Genomic DNA, 21,798 nt, shown 5'->3' on the forward strand with positions numbered 1-21,798 from the left:
GTTTCCCTTGGTTTCCCTCAGTTTCCCTTAGGCGGCCGGCCCTGGTTGCCTCCGCCCCCACCGCCTCCGCCGCCTCCGCCGCCACCTCCCGGCCGGCCGCCTCCCGGGGGGCGGCCGCCCGAACCGCCACCCGAGCCGCCGGGCCGCTGCCCGCCCGCACCCGGTCGCTGACCGCCGGGCGGACGTCCACCCGCGCCCGGTCCCGACCCACCGGGCGGCCGGCCACCCGCCCCCGGTCCCGGTCCGCCTGGCGGCCTGCCGCCTCCATTACCCGGAGGACGCCCACCTGGCGGTCTGCCGCCAGGTCCACCCGGACCACCGCCGTGCGGCGGTCCAGGCGGGCGTCCCGCGCCCGGACGATGCGGCGGCCGATGCGCCCAGCGCGACTGATCGCGATACCACGGCCGCCCACGGTAATAGTTGCCCCAGTAAGTGCCAATCGAGAAGGTGACGACAGGCAAGCCGATGGTCGCGCCATAGTTCAGCACCGGCACGGGATTGCCTTGATAAGGGTAGCTGATACGCCCGGCATAAACCCAACCGCGCAGATTCGGCAGCGCGACGTCGCGCCAGCTATAGCCGGCCACACAGCCCATCACCGTGACCGGCGCGCCGCCCGGCAATTGCGACACCACCGGATAGTCTCGTGCAGGACCCGCGCGCAAGTTCACCGGACCATTGGTGACGGCCGCTGTCTGCGCGAAGGCGGCGGGCACAAGCAACAGACTGGTCAACCCTGCATAACAGCACTGCACGAACTGTCTTCGCATTGCGGCCTCCTGGGGCGGGCGTTTTTTATCGCTGCTGGCTGATTTGTTAGTCGATTTGCTGCCTGATTCGTCGGGCTTTCTCGGCGGGCTTTAGCCCGGTGGCCTAGCGTACCGCATCCCGATGAACGCCGCAGGTCAAGCGCCGTCGCGTCGGGAACCTCAAGGCAACATTTGGTAAACAGGTCGCGAACTCGTCCCCTGTTTGAGGTCTGGACGATTGCAACTCCGACGATCATTCATCGCACACCCCGAACCCCTGTTTCGCCGGTACCGCCATGAAGATATCCCGCACCGCCCTGCTCGCGAGTCTGCTGCTCACCCATCTGCCGGCTCACGCCACCAGCTTCGATTGCAGCAAGGGGCGCTCGCGCCCGGAGCAGTTGATCTGCCATCAGCCCGACCTTTCCCGTCTCGACGACCAGCTCGGCAAGCTGTACTGGCAGGCGCGCCGCAGCGTCGCCGACCCGAAAGCCTTCCGTACCGACAGCGACAGCAAATGGGCCTGGCGCGAAGCGAACTGCACCGACGAAGCCTGCCTGAAGACCTGGTATAGCGGGCGAATCGCCGAATTGCAGCGATTGCTGGCCGGTCTGCCGCAGAGCGCGCCAGCCAGGCAAAGCAATCCCGATGACGCGCCGCCGCGCCCGCGCGAAATCACCCGCGATCCACAGCGGCGCGCCCTCGCGCGCGCCGCGCTGCAAAATGCCGACGACGCCGACGCCGCTGCAAACGTCAGCGCCACGGCGACGCTGCAATGCACCGCCGCCGAGCCGGGCATCGTCCTGCACGAGCAATGTGCAACGGTTCTGAAAGAGGACGCGCGCTGGCAATATCCAGCCCGTAACGGCGACTGGTTCTGCGGGCTGGCAAATCTGCCGCAAGCGCCGGCGGAACCCATCGCGCAGCAGTAGCCAAGGCAGGAACAGCCGGCGAGGCAGCGCCGGTACGCGCTACCTGCCCGCCGCCATGCCCGCCGGATAACCCCGCAGCGCCTCTACGACACCGAGTTCTATTCGAGCGCCGCTTGCGTCCCTCCTCAAACCACGGATTCCGCCGCGACCCGCTCGCACAGCGCGGTCAGGTCGATCAGCATGAGGGTGCCGCGTCCCGGCAATTCGACCGCCTCGGTCATGCCGTTGCCCCAGCCGTTGCCGAGCTGGCGCGTCAGCATGGCCGGGACCGGAATCCGGCTGCCGGAATCGATGGTGACGATGTTGTCCACCGCGTCGACCACCAGTCCGTATTTCTCGCCGTGGTGCTCGACAATCAGGATCTTCGCGTGCGTCGCGTCCTCGTAGGGAGGCATGCCGTACATCGCGCGCACGTCGATCACCGTCAGCAATTCGCGGCGCAGATGCAGCACGCCGCGCACAAAGCCGGGCGCGCCGGGCGTCACGACGATCTCGTCCGAGTAGTCGATCACCTCGCGTAACTGGCCGATCCGCACGCCCAGCAGATGGCCGAGCCGGAAGGTCACGTAGGTCTCGCGCGTGCCGCCGCCGCGTTTGTGCGCAACGGCGGTCTCGACCCGGTTGCGGTACAGCTCGCGGTGGCCCTGCGCGACGGCGGTAATCTGCGGATGCGTGCAGAGCGCTTCGGGGCTAAGCAGGATGATGCTGTCGCGCCCGTCGTTGCCGAGACAACCGGCGAACAGCGCGACGTGGCGGCGGCTATACGCGGGCATCACCATCAGTTCGTCGTCGCGATAGGCGACGATGCTGCGCACCTCGTCCACCATCAGGCCGACGTGCACGTCCTGCTGGTTGAGCACGACGATGCGCCGTTCGTCGGCGGTTGTCTCGCGGCCCGTTGTCTTGCGGCCCGTTGTCTCGCGGCCCGCCGTCTGTTGGCCGGATGCCGCCGTGTCCTCCCGTGCGAGTCCCATGAAGCGCGCGAAGTCGATCACCGGAACCGTCGTGCCGCGCAGGTTCAGCATGCCGATGCAGACCTCGTCCGCCAGCGGCGACGGATGCATGGCGGGCACGCGGATGATCTCCTGGATCGCGGCCATCGGCAGGGCGAGATGGGCCGCCGCGACCCGAAACGACACGGTCTGGCGGCGCTGCGCCAGTTGCGCGCGCCGCTCCGTCCCCGCAGCACGATGATGCATCTGCGGCACCTCCGGCAGCCCAAGCAGCGCCGCCGCCGAGAGAATCTGCAGGATCCGCTCGCCGCCATCGAGCTTGAGCGCGCCGCAGATGACAGGCGGCGCGCCGTCGGTGCGCTCGAAGGTGATCTTCTGCGCGGCCGGCACGCGCAGGATTTCGCCGGTGGTGTCGAATTGCAGTCCCACCCGCACGTCGCCCAGTTCGACAATCGCGATCTTGCTGGCGGCGCGCGCGGCGTCTTGCGGCAGATGCAGCAACTGCCGCAGGTCGACAATCGGAATCAGCGTGCCGCGCAGGTTGAAAAGCCCCAGCAGATGCGCGGGCGCGAGCGGCACCGGCGTAACGGCCGCGGGATAGTTGACCACCTCCTGCAAGGCCGCGACCGGCAGCGCGAGTTCCGTCTCACCGAGATGAAACGAGCCGAACAGTTCGACCGCGCGTTCAGCGGCGGCACTGCCGGTGGACGTGGCGTTGTTATCCATGCTTAGGACCCCGATCAAAGAGTGCGGGTAAACTTTCTCACCGCGAAAGCGTGCTCGTGACAATCGATCAGCAATTGCCTGCCGCATTCGCCGCCCACATCCACGTGCACGACCCGCACGCCGAGCGCTTCGAGCAACTGCTGCGCGGTACGGACATTCTGTTCGCCGATCGGCGCATGAGCCGGCCGACGCGCGTAATGGACCATATTCGCGCCGCCCGCCAGCACCGCCTCCAGGGCATCGTGCGAGGCGCGCTGCACCTGCATCAGGCTCAGCAGCGACGGAATCGCCTGCGTGACGTACTTGGCGCCGATGCCCTCGGGCCGGTTGGGCGCGTCGGGCAGCAGACAATGCGCGAGTCCGTAGATGGCGCGCTCGCGCCACAGCAGCCCGATGCCCACGCACGAGCCGAGCGTCGCGCGCAACACGTCATGTCCCTTGCCAATCCCGATCGCACACATATGCACCTGAATCTCGCGGGCGTCGTCGGTCACGGACGGCCCTCGTTGCGGTAGATCAGCGGCTGCTCGAACACGAAACCCATGTCGAAACGGCTCAACGATTCGGACTCCCCAACGATCAGCACGCCGTCCGGCGCCATCGCGCGGCGCACGTTTTCGAGCACGGCCTGCTGCCCTTGCGTGTCGAAATAGATCAGCACGTTGCGTAGCAGCGTGACGTCCATCGGGCCGATATCGCGCGGCAGTTCGTGCAGATTGTGCTTGCGAAAGCTCAGGTTGGCGCGCAGCGCCGGGCCGGCGCTAAAGCCGTCGTCCGCGGCGCTGAAATACTTCGCCAGCCAGTCGGGATGGGTCTGCTTCAGGCCCTCGATGCTGCGGCCCTGGTAGTGCGCGGCCGCCGCCTTGCGCAGGATCGCGTCGCCGATGTCGGTGGCGAGAATCCGGTAGCGAAACGCCGGATGCCGGCTGCGAAACTCCTCGCACAGCATCGCCACCGAATACGCCTCCTCGCCGCTCGACGCCGCCGCCGACCACACCCGCAAAGGCATGTCGCCATGCCGCTCGAACCAGCGCGGCAGAAACTGCAGGGCGAAGTAATCCCAGATGCGCGGCGTGCGAAAGAACGAGGTTTCGTTGGTGGTCACCAGATCGATGAAATCACGCACCTCGTCGGGCTTCGCTTCCAGCACATGCAGATAGTCCCGATAGCCGGACAGCGCCAGTTCGCGCAGCCGGCGTCGCAGACGCCCCTCCAGCAGGGTCCACTTGCGCTCGCTCATGGCAATGCCGGTATGCCGCCGCACCTGGTCGAAAAACGCCCGGCGGGTGGCCTGGTCGACCTCACGCTCCGTATCCACGGCGCCTCCTGGCCTAGACGACAAAACGCGCGACGGTCTGATCGAGCGTTTCCGCGCCCTGCATCAGGGTGGCGCTGGCGCGCGCAATCGTGTCGCAGGCGCCGGCGGATTTTTCGGTTTCCTCAGCAACCTGCTGGATCGCCGCGCTGACCTCGCGCGCCGCGATGAGCTGCTCGTCGGCGCCGCAGGAAATCTCCGAAATCGCATGCGTGGTGCGGCTCACGCCGCTCACGATCTTGTCGAACGCCTCGCCTGCCTGCTTCGAGATTTCACTGCCCTGGGTCACCCGTTTGACCGATTCGTTGATCAGCTTGGAGATTTCCTTGGTCGCCTGCGAGGACCGCTCGGCGAGCTTGCGCACCTCGTCGGCCACCACCGAGAAGCCGAGCCCGTGCTCGCCTGCCCGCGCCGCCTCGATAGCCGCGTTGAAGGCCAGCAGATTGGTCTGGCTGGCAATCTCGCCAATCACCTTGATGATCTCGCTGATGTCCTCGGAGGACTTGTTGATCAGCTCCATCGACTCGATCGAGCGCGCAATCGCCTTGGCGCCGCGTTCGGCTTCCTGCTGGGTGTCTTTGGCGAGGTTGTCGGCGCTGCGCGAATTGTCGGCAATCGAATTGATCGAGGCGGTCAGTTCCTCGATCGACGCGTTCATTTCTTCGACCGTGGCGCCGAGCAGTTGCGCGCCGCTCGCCACCGTGTTGGCGCGCCCGGCGATATCCTGCGACGAAGCGGTAAAACCACCCGCCGATTCGACCACCTTGCCGATCACGCTGCGCAGATCGTCCATCATGCGCTTGATGCCGGCGGCGAGCTGGTCGATGGGCTCGTTGCCGGAAACCTGCACCGAGCCCGTCAGGTCGCCCGCGGCGGCCTTGCTGACCACGGTGAGCAGCGCCGCCACCTTGCGCTGATCGTCGTCCGCGCGGCGCCGCACACGCTCTTCCAGTTCCACCTGGGCGGTGACGTCGGTGGCGAACTTGATGACCTTGTGGAGCTTGCCGCTGCCGTCGAAGATCGGGTTGTAGGTGGCCTGAATCCACACCACGCGGCCGCCTTTGGCAATGCGCTTGTAACGCCCGGCGTCGAACTCGCCGCGGTTGAGCTTGGCCCAGAAGTCGCGGTAATCGGCGCTCGCCGTGTAGGCGTCGTCGCAGAACATGCGGTGATGCTTGCCCTGGATCTCCTCGAGCCGGTAGCCGAGCGTGTCGAGGAAGTTCTGGTTGGCGAACAGCACGACGCCGGCCAGATCGAACTCGATCACGGCCTGGGCGCGGTCGAGCGCGCGCACCTTGCCTTCGTATTCGGCATTCTTCTGGCGCGCCGCGGTGATGTCGGTGGCGAACTTGATGACCTTGTACGGCTTACCCGCGGCATCCAGCACCGGGTTGTACGAGGCGTTGATCCAGACCTCCCGGCCGCCGCGCCCCACCCGCTGGTACTCGCCGTGATCGAATTCGCCGCGTGCGAGCTTTTCCCAGAACTGCCTGTACGCGACGCTCTCGGCGTAAGCGGGCTCGCAAAACATTCTGTGATGCTGGCCGCGCACTTCGTCGAGGGTATAACCGAGGGCCGCCAGAAAATTGTCGTTGGCGTGCAGGATAATGCCGTGCAGATCGAATTCGATGACTGCCTGAACACGATTTAGCGCCGCGCTCACCGCGCTAAGCTCGTTCATTTCCAGGTGCCGCGCGGGCGTTGAATGCTCCACTTCGTTCTCCTCGTTGAACGCACGTGAAAAACCAAAGCAAGCCGGCGCGCCGCTCTCGGCGAGGCGCCCGGTCATGCCTTCTCTCGGTTATGTAGTTGTTTGCCGTGCCCGGGAAGCGCCTCCCCGCAGACGATCTTCGGGTCGTCGGCCTTTGCGCTTCACTGGCACTGCATCCGGTATATCGGCTGCGAAACATGCAATCTTTATATCGGATTAACCCTGAATTTTTGCAGTCGCCATTTTTGCCTGATTCTCAACAATCGCCTGCGAGCGTTCATTCGTGGACGATTAATCTGTTGGCGATTAACTAGCCGAGTATTTATTCGAGCAGGATGGCTTTAAAAGTGGCGATCTGTTAAAGGCTTTAACCCCGCAGCGCCAGAGAGATTCGCTTTAATCCTGCCTCCAGTTCGGCACGCGTCGGCCAGCCATAGCCAAGCCTGAAATAAGCGTCTGACATCTCAAACCAGTGACCTGGGCCGACATACGTGCCCTGCGCATCGATTAGCCGCCGATAAAACGCCTCGGTGCCACCGGCAGGCTCCACGCGCATGCGCGGAAAGCAAACCACACCGCCCGAGGGCGCCACCCATTCGAGGTATTCCTCACGGGCAATCCACTCCGTGACGAGAGCCAGACGTGTGCGCATTTCCGCGAGCGTCGGCTCCAGAATGGCCGCGCGCCGGGCCAATATCTGCTCGCCCACCCATTCGTCGATCACGCTGCCGCAGATGCTGACCTGTTCTTTTGCCGCAAGAAAAAGCTGCTGCAGGCGCGCATCCTTCGTCACGATCCATCCCAGCCGGATGCCCGGGACGCCGTATGCCTTCGACAATGAGGACACGCTGATCACATGCGGGCCAAGCGATGCCGCCAGCGGCAATCTGTGCCCGAATGAAAGATCGCGATACGTTTCGTCCACCAGCAGATAGCAGCCGTGCCGGCGAGCGAGTTCCACCAGCCGCTGCAACTCGGCCTCGGAATACATCACGCCGGTGGGATTATGCGGACAGGTGACGCTAATGACTTTCGTGGACGGCGTGATCGCGGCGGCGAGTTTGTCGAAGTCGATCGCGAAGCCTTCCTCGAACAGCAGATCGACACACGTAACCCGGCAACCGATGGCTTTGGGCGTTTCCAGATTGGTCGCATAGTTCGGGCGCACGACGACCAGATGATCATACGAACCCAGCAGCGACGTCGCGATGATAAAGAGCGCCCCTGCGGCGCCGGTTGTGATCAGCACGTCGTCGACGCCTAGGCCCGTATTGTCGCCGGCAATCAAGGCGCGCAATGACGCCGCGCCGCGGTGTTCGCCGTACAGCAGTTTGAGGTCGGGAATCTGCAGATTCAGGCCTGCAAGCGTCTGGTCGGCAACCGAGCTTTCCGACAGGTTGTAGTGAATGCGCCCATAGCCGTACTCCTCGGGCGATTCTGTTTCGATGGGCATGCGGACGTATTTCATAAGTCTCTCCATAAAGATGAAGGGCTTATCGTGCCTGCACGTGAGGGTTGCCACCATCCCTCTCAAGAGGGGGGATATAAAGACGCGCCCGATCGCGTCAGTCGCGCTCGCGGTACAGCGCAAACAACTCGGCAAGCGTGCCAACGCCGAGCTTGCGGAATATCTGTTTGCGATGATCCTTGACGGTATGGCAACTGATGCCGAGACGCAGCGCGATGGCTTCGGAACCGCAACCGCTCAGAAGCAGTCCGGTTACTTCATGTTCACGGCGTGATAATTGCGGCTTTGGCTCCGCCCTGCTGCGCTGGGGCAAACGACCGAAGAGAGTCCATTGGCGCTCGAAAGCGGCCGCGATTGGCGCGCGCAGGACTTCCAGTTCATGAAGCCGGTTCGCGGACAACCCTCGTGCGCCACGTTCACGGTACACACCCAATTCCACCACACCGTGACAGGCCTCGAAATACAGGCCGATTTCTTCGAGCCTTTGCGGCCATCCGACGGTACGGTAGCCGAGTTCCTCGTCCGGGTTCTCAATCAGATACCGTCGCAAACCCGCGCCAATGCCTTGGCCGCCAATCCGAAAGTCTCGTGCGCGAAACACGCCTGGCCGATTGAAGAACTGCAGAACAGGATTCAGGCAATGAGTGACGCTCACGTAGTTCCGAACGCCCTGCGTTCCACCGGCCGAGTCGAAATTGTCGAACATCAAGGCAGGTTTTGCGTCCCGACGGTGCACGACAACCGTCGCCAGATCGAAGTCCAGCCAATCGAGCACTGAGCGCGCCGTAACCGCGGCAAAATCCGCTTCACCGATTGCACCGATCACGTGCCCGAGGACCGCTCCCTGAGTGTGCCGTGACATATGAATACGGCCTCCTAAGTGCCTTGATCTACGCGCCCGGCACAAGCGGTGCGCACGTTATGCCTGCAGCGTTCCGATTGCGTCGTCGTGGCGCAGCGCCCCGCTGTTGATGTTGACTTCCCGCCTGAAGACAACCTGCCGCTCATTGAACTCGCAAACGACTGTGTCGCGAAAGGCCGTTTCAGCGTATATCCACGTCATCTGCAGTCTTGATGAATCGAGCCAGCACGCTCGTGCGACCACGGGACTGCCGCGCAGATGATAGCCGTGGTGCAGGTCGCGGCCTGGCATCTCGTTTGCACGCTCAATCCAGCGGTCTAAGCCTGCCACGATTGCGTGCTGGCCTTCGGCATCGCTCAGGCGCAGTGCGCATTCATGCCCGGCAAACTCAAACTGCAATTCCTGAATGCCCTGCGCGTTCGGCTGCATGACAAATCGCCGTGTGCCCACGTTATGATGCACGCCACTGTTTTTTTCAGGGCGCTGGGCCGCGCGGAGGTAAGGCTCTTTCCACGCAACCGGCGCAGCTTCTTTTTGCCATTCGGCAATCCGGCCACTGAGTCGCGCGTCGGCAGCATCGGCGGCCGCGCCATCCGTTATCAGCGCATCGAAGGCCGCAGGAAAATACTGATCGATAAACGGCCAAAGTTTCGCACTGCCCTTGATCGCACCGGTCACGGCCAGCGTCGCACCGTGCTCGGGAAACACCACCGCCATCTGCACAAACTTGCCAATCGCGGCATACGTGCCATGAGCACGCGTCCACCAGTGGTATCCGTACCGGCCCGACTCGACATGCGCCCGGGTTGCGTCGGCCACCCACGTCTGCGGCAGCAACCGCTTGCCCTCCCACATGCCGTTCTGCGCGTGCAGAATGCCGAGTTTTAGCATGTCCGCCGTCTTCGCGATCAGTCCGTTGCCGCCAGGATTGATGCCATCGGGACCGATGTCCCACGTCTCGTGCGTAATGCCTAACGGTTCCAGCAGTCGCGGCTTCAGGTACGCGTGCAGCGTCTCGCCCGTGACGCGACTCAGGATCGCCGACAACATATAGCTAGCCGCGCTCGTGTACAGAAACGCGCCCCCTGGCTGATCGACGACAGGAATCCTGAAGAAGGCCTCAGTCCAGCTTGTGCCCAATGCTCGCCATTGTGCCCCCGAGGTCTCGCCCGCGTGGCCGAGGCGCATCGTCAGGAGATCCTCGATCGTCATCGCCGCGAGCGATTCGCTCACCTCTTGCGGCAGCGCCTCGGGGAAGAACGACACGACCTTGTCGTCCAGACGAAACAGCCCTTCTTCCAGTGCGAGACCCATCGCGCACGCAGTAAAGCTTTTCGCCACCGAATGCAGATTGCGCGGGCGGTCGGCGCGGTACGGCCAGCGCCAGGCCTCCGCTATCACATGGCCATTGCGATGGATCATCAGTGCGTGCAAGTCGAGATCCGCGGCTTCGACGGCGTCCAGAAAGCCGACGATGGCTTCGGCGTCCACACCCATGGATGATGGCGTGGCACGCGCCAAGCCATCCAGCTCAGTGCCGCTGAGGTGAGCTATCGGTTTCGCCTGGTGGTCGAGAGAAGAGTCTGACATGGTGTCTGAAGATCGAATGACGTTGGACAGCAGGCTAACATCCTAACCCGCCGTGCTTCACCTGCGCGGCGTTCGACGGGTTACCTCAATGTTCCTGTCAGGAAGCATTGTCGCGCAAGCAGACACACGCAGCGCCGATCAATCTCACCACGCCGACAGCGCAACCGGCCGCCCGGCAGCAGATGTCGACGTGGACGTAACGGCCGGTGTGACAGTCGCAGTGGCCGCAGCCGGCGCCACGAACTGATATAGATCCTTCGGATCCAACGGCGCGGGAATCAGTTCGATATGCTCACCAATATTGCGTGCATCCGTCACATCGCGCAAATAGCGCAGCGCCGAAAAATCCTCCAGGGCAAAGCCGACCGAGTCGAACACCGTCACCTGTGCCGCATCCTGGCGGCCCGCGACCTCGCCCGACAACACACGCCACAACTCCACCACCGGGAAATCCGCCGGAAGCTGCTGGATATCGCCCTCAATACGCGTTTGCGGTTCGAACTCCACAATCACGCGGGCGCCCTTCAATATGTCCGCGTGCAGTTCGGTCTTGCCGGGGCAATCGCCGCCTACTGCATTGATATGCATGCCGGGTTCGATCATCTCGGGAGTCAGGATCGTTGCATTGGTCTTGTCGGCGGTCGCTGTCGTGACGATATCCGCGCCGCGCACGGCCTCGGCCGCACTCGCGGCACGCACGATCTTAAGGTCCTTGAAGCCGGACATGTTGCGGATCAGCTTGTCGGTTGCCGCGGGATCGATATCGAACACGCGCACTTCGTTGATGCCGAGCATCGCCTTGAACGCGAGAATCTGGAATTCGCTTTGCGCGCCGTTGCCGATCAGCGCCATCGAACGTGCATCCGGGCGCGCCAGCACTTTTGCAACCAGCGCCGAAGTCGCCGCGGTACGCAGCGCGGTCATAATGGTGAATTCGCTAAACAGCACAGGAAAACCCGATTCCACTTCCGCCAGTACGCCGAACGCCATCACGGTCAGCATATTCACGTGGGTGTTCTTGGGATGACCGTTCACGTACTTGAAGCCATACAGCGTGCTATCCGAAGTGGGCATGAGTTCGATCACGCCACCGGGCACGTGATTGGCCACCCGCGCCGACTTTTCGAATTCGTTCCAGCGCAGATAGTCCGCGCGGATGTAGTCCGCCATCGTCGTGATGAACGTTTCCGCGCCAATCGACGTCACCAGTTTGCGGACATCGCTTACGTCAATATATCTCGTCATTTTGTGCTCAACCTTGTCAACATTCGAAGAATTTCACGCGCTGAGCAGATTGCCCGAGCGGATAACTTCGTGGCCCGACACCCGCCCAAGCGGATCGCCCTGCCGTACATATCTCACGTCTCTGCGCATATAGAAGAACCCTTCCGTGCGCGAGTGAATGGCGGTGCGCGTGCCGTCCGTCGTATCGACGATCACGAACATCTGTTGCCCGACCGTCACGTGTGCGCCTGGATTCACACCATGCAGCAGGATGCCCGCGCACGGAGCGTAAAACTGCTCGCTGCCGCCCAGCGGCGTGGCCGCACAAGTTAGCGGCGGCAACGGCGTGACCGGTGCGTCGATCGCGCCGCAATAGGTCAGATAATCGATGATCGCCGTTGCATCCTGTTGTGCCAGTTCATCGCTGACGTCGCGTTGTCCACGATGCTCGACCGTGACCGCGGCGCTGCCGTGCGGAATCGGAAAACGTTCGCCAAAGTGCTGCCGCAGTTGCCACCACGTCAGGCTATGCGCTTCGTCGAACGACTGGGCGCCTGAATCGAACGCGAGCAGGGAAGCGCGAGCGCCCAGATAGCGCGCGAGCGGTTCCACCTCCGGCCAGATAGCTTCACCGGTATACAAATGCACCGCCGCTTCGCGCGAGCAATGCAGATCGAGGATGATGTCCGCGTCGAGCGAGAGCAGCATCAAGGTGCGCTGCAGATCGTCGAACGCCTGGCGAGGCGGTTGCGCGAGCAACAAATCACGCCACGCCTCGTGGATGATCGCGCGGTTCGCGTCCGCGTTAGCACCCAGCTTGCCTTCCACCGCCTCGGCGATTTGCGGCGCAAGCAGCGCAAAGCCGCGATTGAAGTTTCGGCCGCTCGCCAGTTCGAAACGTCCGATCGCATAGCCGAGCACGTACTGGCTCAAGCCAATCGGATTCGCCGAATTGACCAGCACCACCTCGCAACGCAAGCGTCCCTGTTGCTCCAACTGTTGCAGCTTGTCCGCCACCGTCAGCGCGACCAGCATGCCGGGGATTTCGTCCGCGTGCAGGCCGGCCTGAATATAGATCTTCTTGCCGTGACCCTCGCCGCCAAAATGATGCGAGATCAACTGATGCGCAGTGCCATCGGAAGAGGCAAGCAGGCGGTGTTTAACGCTGTGCATGAAAAGAATGGGTCCTGTGGTTCGTCGGCTGGCCGCGACGGTTGTGGAACGCCAGAAACGTCGAAGCACAGGTGGGATGCTAAGCGCCCTGATAAACGGGCGGAAGCGTGCTCCGGGTTATCGTGATCGGCAATTTAGATCACCCGCACAGGACCGCGGTTGCGCGCATGCCTGCGCGCCCAATTGCTCAATCAGTCGCGCAGCCTCAGACGCTGCGGGTCACGCCGTGTTTCAGGCGTGCATAGGACACCAGCATGCTCGACAGTTCCTGCGCAATCGATGTCAGCGGTGAATTGGCGCGCCGGATCAGGCAGATATCGCGCGGCTGGAAGGTCTCACGAATCGGCACCCGCACGAGCGAGCCCGAAAACAGTTTGAAGTCGGCGAGCACGCCAGGATCCATCGTCAGGTAGTCGGTTTCGCAGACGAGAAACAGCGACTCCAATAGCGTCTCCGCGGTAATCACGATCTTCGGCATGCCTAACCCATTGGCGGCAAACATGCCCACCAGGCGGTTCGCCGCGATGCCGACCACACCCTCGCGCTTGAACCCCACCCATTCGGAATCCGCCAGTTCGGTAATGGAAGTGGCATGCGCCTTGGGGTGGCCGGCGCGCGCGAGGATGGCGGGAGCGGAGCGATAGAGCCGGTCGATGTGCAGGTCGACGTCGTCCAGTTCCGGCGCGAGCGGGCACAGTGCGAAATCGAGGCGGCCGTCACGAATCCGTTCAATCAGCATTTGCGCCGAGCCGTTCGACAGATGCACCAGCACGCGTGGGAACGCCTCGATAAAGCGCTTCAGCACCGGCACCAGCAATTCGGCCATCGGCTCGGAGGTGAGACCCAGCGCGATGCGTCCGGTCGGCTCCCCTTCCAGTTCACGCATGTCCTGATCGATACGCTCGCAATCCTTGAGGATCGACGAAGCCCGCGCGAGCAGCTTTTCGCCGAATGGCGTGAGGCTGATGCCCAGATGCGAGCGCGTCAGCAACGGCACCGCCAGTTCGGCTTCAAGACTCTGGATAGCGTGCGTCAACGCACTTTGCGCGATGTCGAGCGAGCGCGAGGCCGCACGAAAACTGCCCTGTTCGACAACGGCGCAAAACACTCTCAGCTGGCTCAACGTCATGTGATCACCTTAAGCGATTCCGGTTCCTAACATTTCTTTAACGCGCTGCAAATGCGGGTCTCTATTGTGATCTGCCGATTAGATCGCGATGCCAAGGATCGGTCTTCCGACCAAAAAAGTAGCCACATAGGATTTGACGCAACCCGTGCCTATCGCGCAGGTCCTGCCTCACCGCAGCTCGCTTCACTTCATATCACTTGCATCCGGCACATGCCGAGGATAAATACGATGAAAAAGACCATACCCATGCTCGCCGCGCTCCTCGCATTCTCGAGCGTCGCGCATGCACAGAGCAGCGTGACGCTCTACGGCCTTCTCGATACGGGTTTCGCGTTCAATTCGAACTCCAAAGGTGGCCGGCAGTACTCGATTGCTTCGGGCAACCTGCAGGGTGACCGCTGGGGCTTTCGCGGTATCGAGGACCTGGGCGGCGGCCTCAGCGCAATCTTCCGCCTCGAAGGCGGCTTCGCCATCAACAACGGCACGCTGGGCCAGGGCGGCGACCTGTTCGGACGCAAGGCCTACGTCGGCCTCGCGAGTCCCTATGGTACCGTCACGCTCGGCCGCCAGTACGACCCGCTCGGCGACTACGTCGGCAGCTTCGAATCCGGCAATGCCGAAGAGCTCGTGAAAGCCACGGAATGGGGCAGTATCTACGGCTCTCACCCGGGCGACATGGACAACCTCGACAACTCCGACCGCATCAACAACTCCATCAAATACGCGAGCCAGAACTACGGCGGCTTCACGTTCGGCGGCATGTACAGCCTCGGCGGCAAGGCCGGCGATTTCACCGAAGACCAGTTGTACGGCGTGGGCGCCGGTTATCACAACGGCACGTTGAGCCTCGGACTTGTATACGAAAAGGCCAAGGACCCGAACTACTCCGTGTTCGGCACCAACCCGAACGCCAACAGCTCGACCTCGACCAGCTCGCTCAACATGTCGAGCCCGGTGTACAGCGGTTTCGCTTCCGCCGGTGCATGGCAGGTGATCTCGGCAGGCGCGGCTTACCGGATCGGCAATGCGACGATCGGTGGCGTCTACAGCAATGTGGCGTTCCAGAATCTCGGCACCGAAGCCGGCGCCGGCCTGAACCCGAAACATCTGACCGGTACGGCGTCCTTTAACATCGGCGAACTGAACTTTGCGTATCTGGTCACGCCTGCGCTGCAACTCGGCGTGGCTTATACCTACACGCGTGGCGATTCGGTGGGCAGCATCTCCGGTGCGACGTACAGCCAGGTCAACCTCGCCGCCAATTACTTCCTGTCGAAACGCACCGACCTGTATCTGGTCGGCATCTACGAACACGCGAGCGGCGAGGACTCGACCGGCAAGCCGGCCGTGGCGGCGATTGCCAATCTGTCGAATTCGTCGACCGACGTGCAGACTGCGGTAGTGGTCGGGATCCGGCATCGGTTCTAACGGTTCCTTTATCCGGACGAAGTCGAAAAGGTGCCACGTGGCACCTTTTTTGTTGCTGCTGTTTCTGCTACCTCGGTTCTGCTACCTCGTTTCTGCCGCGTCGCGCAAGTGCCGGGCACAACGGCCCGGCTCGAGCCTTAATAAAGCACCACGTCCACTTTCAGGCGGCCGCCTGCAACGCAACGCGATGCCCTGCCGCACCTTGAGCAATCTCGGTCAGACGCGGCGCAATGGCGTGCCCAATTTGCCCGGTGCCCTGCTGCGCACTCTCTGGATCGAAATACGCGGCGTCGTCCAGACGTTGCGCAGGCACTTCACGCGACAGCACCTTGAAGCCGTCAGCACGATTACCCCGTAACTCCGGAACGGCCTGCAGCAAGCGACGTGTGTAGGGATGGCACGGGTCGTCGAAAACCGCATCACGGCTGCCCTCCTCGACAATGTGTCCGCGCAACATCACCAGCACGCGGTCGGCAATCTGTTCGACCACACCGAGGTCGTGCGAGATCAGCAGGCACGCAAAGCCGTAGCGCGCCTGCAACGACACCAGCATGTCGAGCACCTGTTTCTGCACCGTTACGTCGAGCGCGGAAACCGGTTCGTCGGCGATGATCACGGCCGGGCGGCTCGCCAGCGCGCGGGCAATCGCCACACGCTGGCGCTGACCGCCGGACAGCTCGTGGACGAAGCGCCGTGCGTGATCGGCGAGGCTCACATCGGCCAGCGCGGTGCTCACCCGCTCGCGTCGCTGCGCAGCCGTAAGACGCTTGTCGGCGCGCAGCCCCTCGGCCACTAGCGCACCAACGCGCATGCGCGGGTCGAGCGAGGAATACGGATCCTGAAAGACGATCTGGATTGCACGGCGCGCGGCTTGCAACTGCTTCGCGCCGGTGCCCAGAAAACGCTCGCCGCTCAGCAGCACGTCGCCCTCTGCCGGCTCGACCAGACCGAGCACGACCTTGGTCAAACTCGTCTTGCCGCTGCCCGATTCGCCGACAATCGCCAGCGTCTCACCGGCCCGCAGGCTGAACGACGTGCGATGCACCGCACGCACGCTGCGCTTGCCGCCAAACCAGGCGGCCATGCCGCTGCGTGCGGCCTGATAGTCGATCACCACATCACGCACTTCGAGAACGGGCGGCTGAAGCGGCATAGCGGATTTACCCGACACATCGGGCGATTCGACATCGGCCGAAACCGCGGGCAAACGTCGCGGCAACGCATCGAGCAACGCCAGGGTGTAATCATGCGACGGCTTCGACAGCACTCGCACCGCCGGCCCTGTCTCCACCGCAACGCCCGCGCGCATCACCAGCACCTGCTCGGTATACGCGGCCACCAGCGCAAGGTTATGACTGATGAAAATCAGCGCCGTACCCTCTTCGCGAGTGAGTTCCGTCATCAGATCGAGCACTTCCTTCTGGACGACGCAGTCGAGCGCGGTTGTCGGCTCGTCGGCAATCAGCAATCGCGGACGCAGCAGCATCACCGCGGCGAGCATGATGCGCTGACGCATGCCCCCCGAAAATTCATGTGGAAAACGCTTCATGCAGCCTTGGGGATCACGCACGCGCACCCGTTCGAGCATCGCGACGGCCTGCCCCCAGGCCTGCGCGCGCGGCACCCCACGGCGACGCACCAGCGCTTCGGTCAACTGCTCGCCAATCCGGAACGCCGGATTCAGCGACACCATTGGTTCCTGAAACACCATGCCAATACCGACGCCGCGCGTGGTGCGCCACTGGGCCGGCGTCTGTTCAAGCAAGGGCTGGCCCGCGAAGCTCACGCTGCCGCCCATGATGTGCGCCGCATCCGGCAACAAACCGAGCAGCGTTTTACCAATCAGGGTTTTGCCGCTGCCGGATTCGCCGACTACCGCCAGCGACTGTCCCGCATCCAGATCGAAGCTGACACGTTGCACCACCGGCTTCGTGCTACCGCCGGACGCGCGAAATCCGAGTGTCAGGTCGCGCACGCTCAGGAGCGGTGGTTCAGGTTGACCACGCACATCGGCAAGTACAGATGCAACCGGGGTCACGATCGCAGCGTCACGCGTCATCATTTGGCTCCTCCGTTCATGCGCGGATCGAGCAGATCGCGCACCGCGTCGCCGAGCATATTGATACCGAGCAGCGCGAGTGAGATCGACATACCGGGGAAAAGCGCCAACCAGATGGCGCGGTCGATGGCATTGCGGCTATCGGCGAGCATGCCGCCCCAGGTCGGCGCAGGCGGCGGCACGCCCAGCCCGAGAAAACTCAGCGCACTTTCGGCGAGCAACGCCGAACCGAACAGCGACGTCGCAAAAATCAACAGGGGGGCCACACTATTCGGCAGCACGTGACGGCACAGCGTCCACACGCCACCATTGCCCATCGCCTGCGAAGCGACCACGAAATCGCGGCCGCGTAGCGCCAGCGTGCCGCCGCGCGCGAGCCGCGTCACCGAGGGCGTATACGCCAGCCCCAATGCCAGCACGACGGACCATTTCGACGGCCCGAGCACGGTCATGATGCCAAGCGCGAGCAACAGGCCCGGAAAGGCCATCAGCGCATCGACCAGCACGAGCACCACCCGGTCGAGCCATCCGCCGATATAACCGGACACCGTACCCATCAGCGTACCGAGTGTGAGTGCAAACAGCACCGAACCGATGCTCACGGTCAGGCTGACCGACGCACCCGCCATGATGCGCGACAGCACGTCGCGGCCGAACTCGTCAGTACCGAGCCAATGATGGATGCCCGGCGCCGCATAGCGCGTCACCAGATCGACGCCGGTCGGGTCATAAGGCGTGTACACGAGCCCGACGAGCGCTGTCGCCACGAGCAGCCCGACCAGCACGATCCCGATCTTCAGATTGAGGCGTTTGAAGGAAAGCAGTTTCATTTATAGCTTCATACGGGGATCGAAGACCGGATACAGCAGATCGACGACGAGATTGACGAGGACATAGAGCAGCGCAATCACCAGCAGACAGGCCTGCACCACTGGATAGTCGCGGGCATAGATGCTTTCCACCAGCAGGCGTCCCATGCCGGGCAGCGTAAATACCGTTTCGATGACAGCGCCCCCCGCCAGCAAGTGCCCAAGGATCAGGCCAACCACTGTCAGCGCCGGGCCAAATGCGTTCGGCAATGCGTGGCGCAGCAATACGCGCCGTTCCGAAAGCCCCTTCGCGCGCGCGTGCGAAATGTATTCGAGCCGCAGCACTTCCAGACTGCTCGCGCGCATCATGCGCGTGAGCACCGCAATTTCACCCAGCGCGACCGCGAGCACCGGCAGCACCAGATAGCGCACCGTGCCCCATCCCGCTTCACTGAAGGTTTCGAAGCCGAAGGTGGGCAACCATTGCAGCTTGACGCCAAACAGCCACATCAGCAGGATGCCAACCCAGAAACTCGGCAACGAGACCAGCAGAATGCTGGTGAATACAATCGCCGGATCGGCGCGGCGATTCTGCGCCCACGCCGCAAAAAGGCCCGCGGGAATCGCTATCAGGCTCGCGAACAAGGTCGCGGACAGCACGATTTCGGCGGTCACCGGGAACGTGGTGCGGATCAGTTCCGCCACCGGCTGATGACGCACGATCGACATGCCGAGGTCGCCATGCGCCAGATGCGTCACCCATAGCATGAACTGTTCGGCAACCGAACGATCGAGCCCGAACTGATGGCGCAGTTGCGCCAGCAACGCCGGATCGTTGACGTCGCCGAGCATCAGCGAAGCCGGGTCGCCCGGAATCGCGCGCATCATGCCGAAGACGAGCAGGGTCACGATCAGCACGGTGGGCACCGCCATCGCGATGCGTTTGATCATGTAGGAAAGCATCGCGTTCTCTAGTCCTTGCTCACGTTAAACAGGCGCAGGCGCCGCATCGGCCACGTCGTGAGACCGTGCAGGCGGCTGCTGACCAGAATCAGGTCGGGCGTGTTGTACATGCCGAGCAGCGGCACGTCGGCGATCATCATCTGATGCAGGCGCTCGAAGGTTTGCTTGCGCGTGGTTTCGTCCGTCACGCCTTGCAAGCTGTGCAGCAGGTCGAGGGCAGCCGGGTTTTCCCACTGCGCCATCGGCGTTTTCGATTTGTCGCCAAGCACGTCGCCGAACATCAGCGCAGGGTCGATACGCGCCGAGTAGCCGAACGACATCATCTGGAAATGCCCCGAGCGAAAGTCGCTCACCTGCTTGCCCCATTCGACGATATCCAGTTCGGTGCGAATCCCGGCCGTGGTCAGGAGCGATTGCACATACACCGCCAGTGTGTACATATGCTCGAAGCGGCGGCTGGTTTCCAGCTTCAGCGTCTGACCGTGGTAGCCCGCTTGCGCGAGCAGCGTCTTTACCTCGGCCAGGTTCTTCGTATAGCCGGTGGCGTCGATCGGCGAGAACAGCTTGTTGGCAACGGGCACGAGCGAGGGGTTGTAATGCGCATGGCCGTCCGTCACCGCGTTGACGATGCCGGGCAGATCGAGCGCAAGGGCAATCGCGCGGCGCATCCGCACGTCCGCGAGCAAGGGGTCGCGATTCTGCATCAGCAGCACGGCAGGATCGGCGCTCGGGCCTTCGACGAGATGCCAGCGCGGATCGGGCGGCAGCAGGCTGTTTTCGCTGATCGCCATGGCGTCGATCTGGCCGGCCGCCAGCGCGGATTTCTGCGCGGCTTCGTCGGGAATCACCACGAAACGCACGTCCGCGTAGGCCACCTTGGCGCCGGCGAGACCGCTCGACGCCTCGGCGCGCGGGCGATATTGCGGGAACGGTTTGAGCAGCACGTACTGGCCGCGCTTCCAGTCCGCGAACACATATGGGCCGGTCGCGACCGGCTTCAGCCAGTTGCCGTCACTGTCCACGCTGGACGGATGCAGCACGGCCAGCGGACAGCGCGGGTCGACCATCTGCTTCAGAAACAGCGCGTAAGGCCGGTCGAGTTCGAACACGACCGTGTACGGATCGGGCGTGCGCACGGCCAGCACCTTCACGCCGCGACTGCCGTCGAACACGCTGCGGCACTCGAAGCCCGTACTGCGCTTCATCAGGAACTGGAAGCTCCATTTGACCTCGGCCGAGGTCACCGGCGCGCCGTTGTGAAACAGCACGCCATGGCGCAGATGAAACGTGTAGGTCTTGCCGTCCGGCGCGATGTCCCAGCTATCCGCGAGCATCGGCCCGACGCTCAGATCGGCACGCAGCGCGACCAGCGATTCGACGACATTGCCGAGAATGTTGTCGGTAGCGGTATTGCGCGCTACGTTGCCGGGAATCGAGGTGGGCGTGTCGTCGCCTTCGGCCACGCGGATTTCGTGAGCAGCCGGTTGGGTCAGCGTCGGGTTTGCAAGCTGGCCCGAGGCGGGGCCGGCGGCCGAAGACGTCGCCAAGGCGACTGCAGCCGTGCCATATGCCGCCAACAGGACGGCCGTCTGGAGCAAACCTCGGCAGAAACGCATTCCGCGACCGGTCACAAACGGCACTCCGCGAAGATCATCGGCCCGGCGCTGGCGGGCAGAAAGTCGAGGCTTGGTGGCACATTCAGGGCGCACGCTCGCGGCAAAGGGCTGGGGTTCGGCGGGAACATCGGGTCTCCGTGCTGTGGGTGTCGATCGGGTGGAGTCTGGGAATATCGACCACTCGGAGCGATCCTAAGCACGCCGCGCCCGTCCAGGAAGTCATGCCAAAATATCGTGATCTATCTTTTAGATCGCCCCTGCGGCACCGCGGCCGGCCGCGCGCCGCAAGAGCCGCCCCGGCTCGCCGGACGGAGGCCTGGGTCGGCTCAACCGGCAGGCGCCACCTGAGCCCCCTCGATGCCGTGACGAGCCAGCGCCGCCGCGACGAACCCGGACGCTTTCATTTCCTCGACAAACGCATGCAAGTATTGCGCGGCGGCCTCGCCCCGGCTGCTGGGCGTCCCCATGGCCTGCTGGATGACCATGAAACGCTCATCGAGCAGGCGCAGTCCGGGCTTGTGCGCGGCGTCCGACTCGAGTTGCTGCTTTACACCCGCCGCCACTTCGAGCCCCTCAGCGAGGAAAGTCTGAACCACGGCAGGCGAACTCGGCGCGCGGACGATTTGCGCGTGGCGCAGTTCGCGGGTGAGGAACAGGTCGTAGGCACTGCCCTTGCCCACCGCGACGCGATTGGCCGCGGTGTCCACCTCGGCGTTGCGGCGAATCGCAGATTCGTCGCGCACCAGGTAGAAGCCTTCAATCAGCACATAGGGCGCGGTGAACGCAATGCTCGCGCCGCGGGCAGGGTCGATGGCAAAGAAGCCGATATCGGCCCGCTCGTCCGTGACTGCCTCGACCGACTTGCCTGCGGTGCCGAACACGACCTGTTCGATCTCGACGCCCAGGCGCCGGGCGAATTCATTGGCGAGATCGATGGAGACGCCGAATGGCTGCCCCGTGGCGGCGTCCTTGTTGGCGAGAATCGGATTGCCGAGATTAAGCGATGCCCTGAGCTTGCCGGTGGGCGTAAAGGCGGCGCGGATGGAAGGCGTGAGGGTCATCGTCAGATCTCCTGGCAGCGCGCTGCGACG

At 63.4% G+C, this 21,798-nt stretch carries 18 protein-coding genes; 2 read left to right on the forward strand and 16 right to left on the reverse strand.

Features of this window, described 5'->3' with window-relative positions; all coding sequences use genetic code 11:
- Positions 1-17: 17 nt before the first annotated feature.
- Positions 18-770, reverse strand: a complete 753-nt coding sequence (locus tag FQ755_RS19470) for an SH3 domain-containing protein (RefSeq protein ID WP_144156439.1) — start codon at positions 768-770, stop codon at positions 18-20.
- Between the two features lie 275 nt (positions 771-1,045).
- Here FQ755_RS19470 and FQ755_RS19475 point away from each other — a divergent pair, with 275 nt between their 5' ends.
- The gene (locus tag FQ755_RS19475; RefSeq protein ID WP_144156440.1) at positions 1,046-1,681 is read left to right on the forward strand and encodes a lysozyme inhibitor LprI family protein; all 636 of its coding nucleotides are present in this window, start codon (positions 1,046-1,048) and stop codon (positions 1,679-1,681) included.
- A gap of 125 nt (positions 1,682-1,806) precedes the next feature.
- On the opposite strand, the gene FQ755_RS19480 is transcribed toward FQ755_RS19475, so the two are convergent.
- The 10 genes from FQ755_RS19480 to FQ755_RS19525 form a co-directional block, all read right to left on the reverse strand.
- On the reverse strand, positions 1,807-3,360 hold the full coding sequence (locus FQ755_RS19480; protein ID WP_186308594.1) for a chemotaxis protein CheW: 1,554 nt from the start codon (positions 3,358-3,360) through the stop codon (positions 1,807-1,809).
- A 14-nt stretch (positions 3,361-3,374) separates the two neighbouring features.
- On the reverse strand, positions 3,375-3,854 hold the full coding sequence (locus tag FQ755_RS19485) for a chemotaxis protein CheD (RefSeq protein WP_260858709.1): 480 nt from the start codon (positions 3,852-3,854) through the stop codon (positions 3,375-3,377).
- Positions 3,851-4,678 (reverse strand): CheR family methyltransferase, encoded by an 828-nt coding sequence (locus tag FQ755_RS19490; protein WP_144156442.1) that lies wholly within the window; start codon positions 4,676-4,678, stop codon positions 3,851-3,853. The genes FQ755_RS19485 and FQ755_RS19490 overlap by 4 nt, the downstream gene beginning before the upstream one ends.
- A 13-nt stretch (positions 4,679-4,691) precedes the next feature.
- On the reverse strand, positions 4,692-6,356 hold the full coding sequence (locus tag FQ755_RS19495) for a methyl-accepting chemotaxis protein (protein WP_222105762.1): 1,665 nt from the start codon (positions 6,354-6,356) through the stop codon (positions 4,692-4,694).
- Positions 6,357-6,753: 397 nt separating this feature from the next.
- Complete coding sequence (locus FQ755_RS19500) at positions 6,754-7,854, reverse strand: aminotransferase class I/II-fold pyridoxal phosphate-dependent enzyme (RefSeq protein ID WP_144156444.1); 1,101 nt, start codon at positions 7,852-7,854, stop codon at positions 6,754-6,756.
- Between the two features lie 97 nt (positions 7,855-7,951).
- Complete coding sequence (locus tag FQ755_RS19505) at positions 7,952-8,716, reverse strand: helix-turn-helix transcriptional regulator (protein ID WP_144156445.1); 765 nt, start codon at positions 8,714-8,716, stop codon at positions 7,952-7,954.
- A 57-nt stretch (positions 8,717-8,773) separates the two neighbouring features.
- Complete coding sequence (locus FQ755_RS19510; RefSeq protein ID WP_144156446.1) at positions 8,774-10,306, reverse strand: serine hydrolase domain-containing protein; 1,533 nt, start codon at positions 10,304-10,306, stop codon at positions 8,774-8,776.
- A gap of 144 nt (positions 10,307-10,450) precedes the next feature.
- The gene (locus FQ755_RS19515) at positions 10,451-11,551 is read right to left on the reverse strand and encodes an ornithine cyclodeaminase (protein ID WP_144156447.1); all 1,101 of its coding nucleotides are present in this window, start codon (positions 11,549-11,551) and stop codon (positions 10,451-10,453) included.
- A gap of 33 nt (positions 11,552-11,584) precedes the next feature.
- Positions 11,585-12,703: a succinylglutamate desuccinylase/aspartoacylase family protein gene (locus tag FQ755_RS19520; protein ID WP_144156448.1), complete on the reverse strand. Its 1,119-nt coding sequence runs from the start codon at positions 12,701-12,703 to the stop codon at positions 11,585-11,587.
- 205 nt (positions 12,704-12,908) lie between these two features.
- A complete protein-coding gene (locus FQ755_RS19525; RefSeq protein WP_144156449.1) occupies positions 12,909-13,832 on the reverse strand; it encodes a LysR family transcriptional regulator in 924 nt (307 codons plus the stop codon).
- A 228-nt stretch (positions 13,833-14,060) separates the two neighbouring features.
- Between FQ755_RS19525 and FQ755_RS19530 the strand changes: the two genes are divergently transcribed.
- Entirely contained in the window at positions 14,061-15,260 is a 1,200-nt protein-coding gene (locus FQ755_RS19530; protein WP_144156450.1) for a porin, read from the forward strand.
- 160 nt (positions 15,261-15,420) lie between these two features.
- Here FQ755_RS19530 and FQ755_RS19535 read toward each other — a convergent pair whose 3' ends face one another.
- From FQ755_RS19535 to FQ755_RS19555, 5 genes are all read right to left on the reverse strand, one after another.
- Positions 15,421-17,319, reverse strand: a complete 1,899-nt coding sequence (locus FQ755_RS19535) for an ABC transporter ATP-binding protein (protein WP_144157043.1) — start codon at positions 17,317-17,319, stop codon at positions 15,421-15,423.
- Entirely contained in the window at positions 17,319-18,149 is an 831-nt protein-coding gene (locus tag FQ755_RS19540; RefSeq protein WP_144156451.1) for an ABC transporter permease, read from the reverse strand. Before FQ755_RS19540 ends, FQ755_RS19535 begins: the two co-directional genes overlap by 1 nt.
- Positions 18,150-19,091 (reverse strand): ABC transporter permease, encoded by a 942-nt coding sequence (locus tag FQ755_RS19545; RefSeq protein ID WP_144156452.1) that lies wholly within the window; start codon positions 19,089-19,091, stop codon positions 18,150-18,152.
- Between the two features lie 8 nt (positions 19,092-19,099).
- The gene (locus tag FQ755_RS19550) at positions 19,100-20,638 is read right to left on the reverse strand and encodes an ABC transporter substrate-binding protein (protein WP_186308595.1); all 1,539 of its coding nucleotides are present in this window, start codon (positions 20,636-20,638) and stop codon (positions 19,100-19,102) included.
- A 395-nt stretch (positions 20,639-21,033) separates the two neighbouring features.
- Positions 21,034-21,768 (reverse strand): ABC transporter substrate-binding protein, encoded by a 735-nt coding sequence (locus tag FQ755_RS19555; protein WP_144156454.1) that lies wholly within the window; start codon positions 21,766-21,768, stop codon positions 21,034-21,036.
- Positions 21,769-21,798 lie beyond the last annotated feature (30 nt).

It is taken from the genome of Paraburkholderia sp. BCC1885 (assembly GCF_900996235.1).
Classification (GTDB): domain Bacteria; phylum Pseudomonadota; class Gammaproteobacteria; order Burkholderiales; family Burkholderiaceae; genus Paraburkholderia.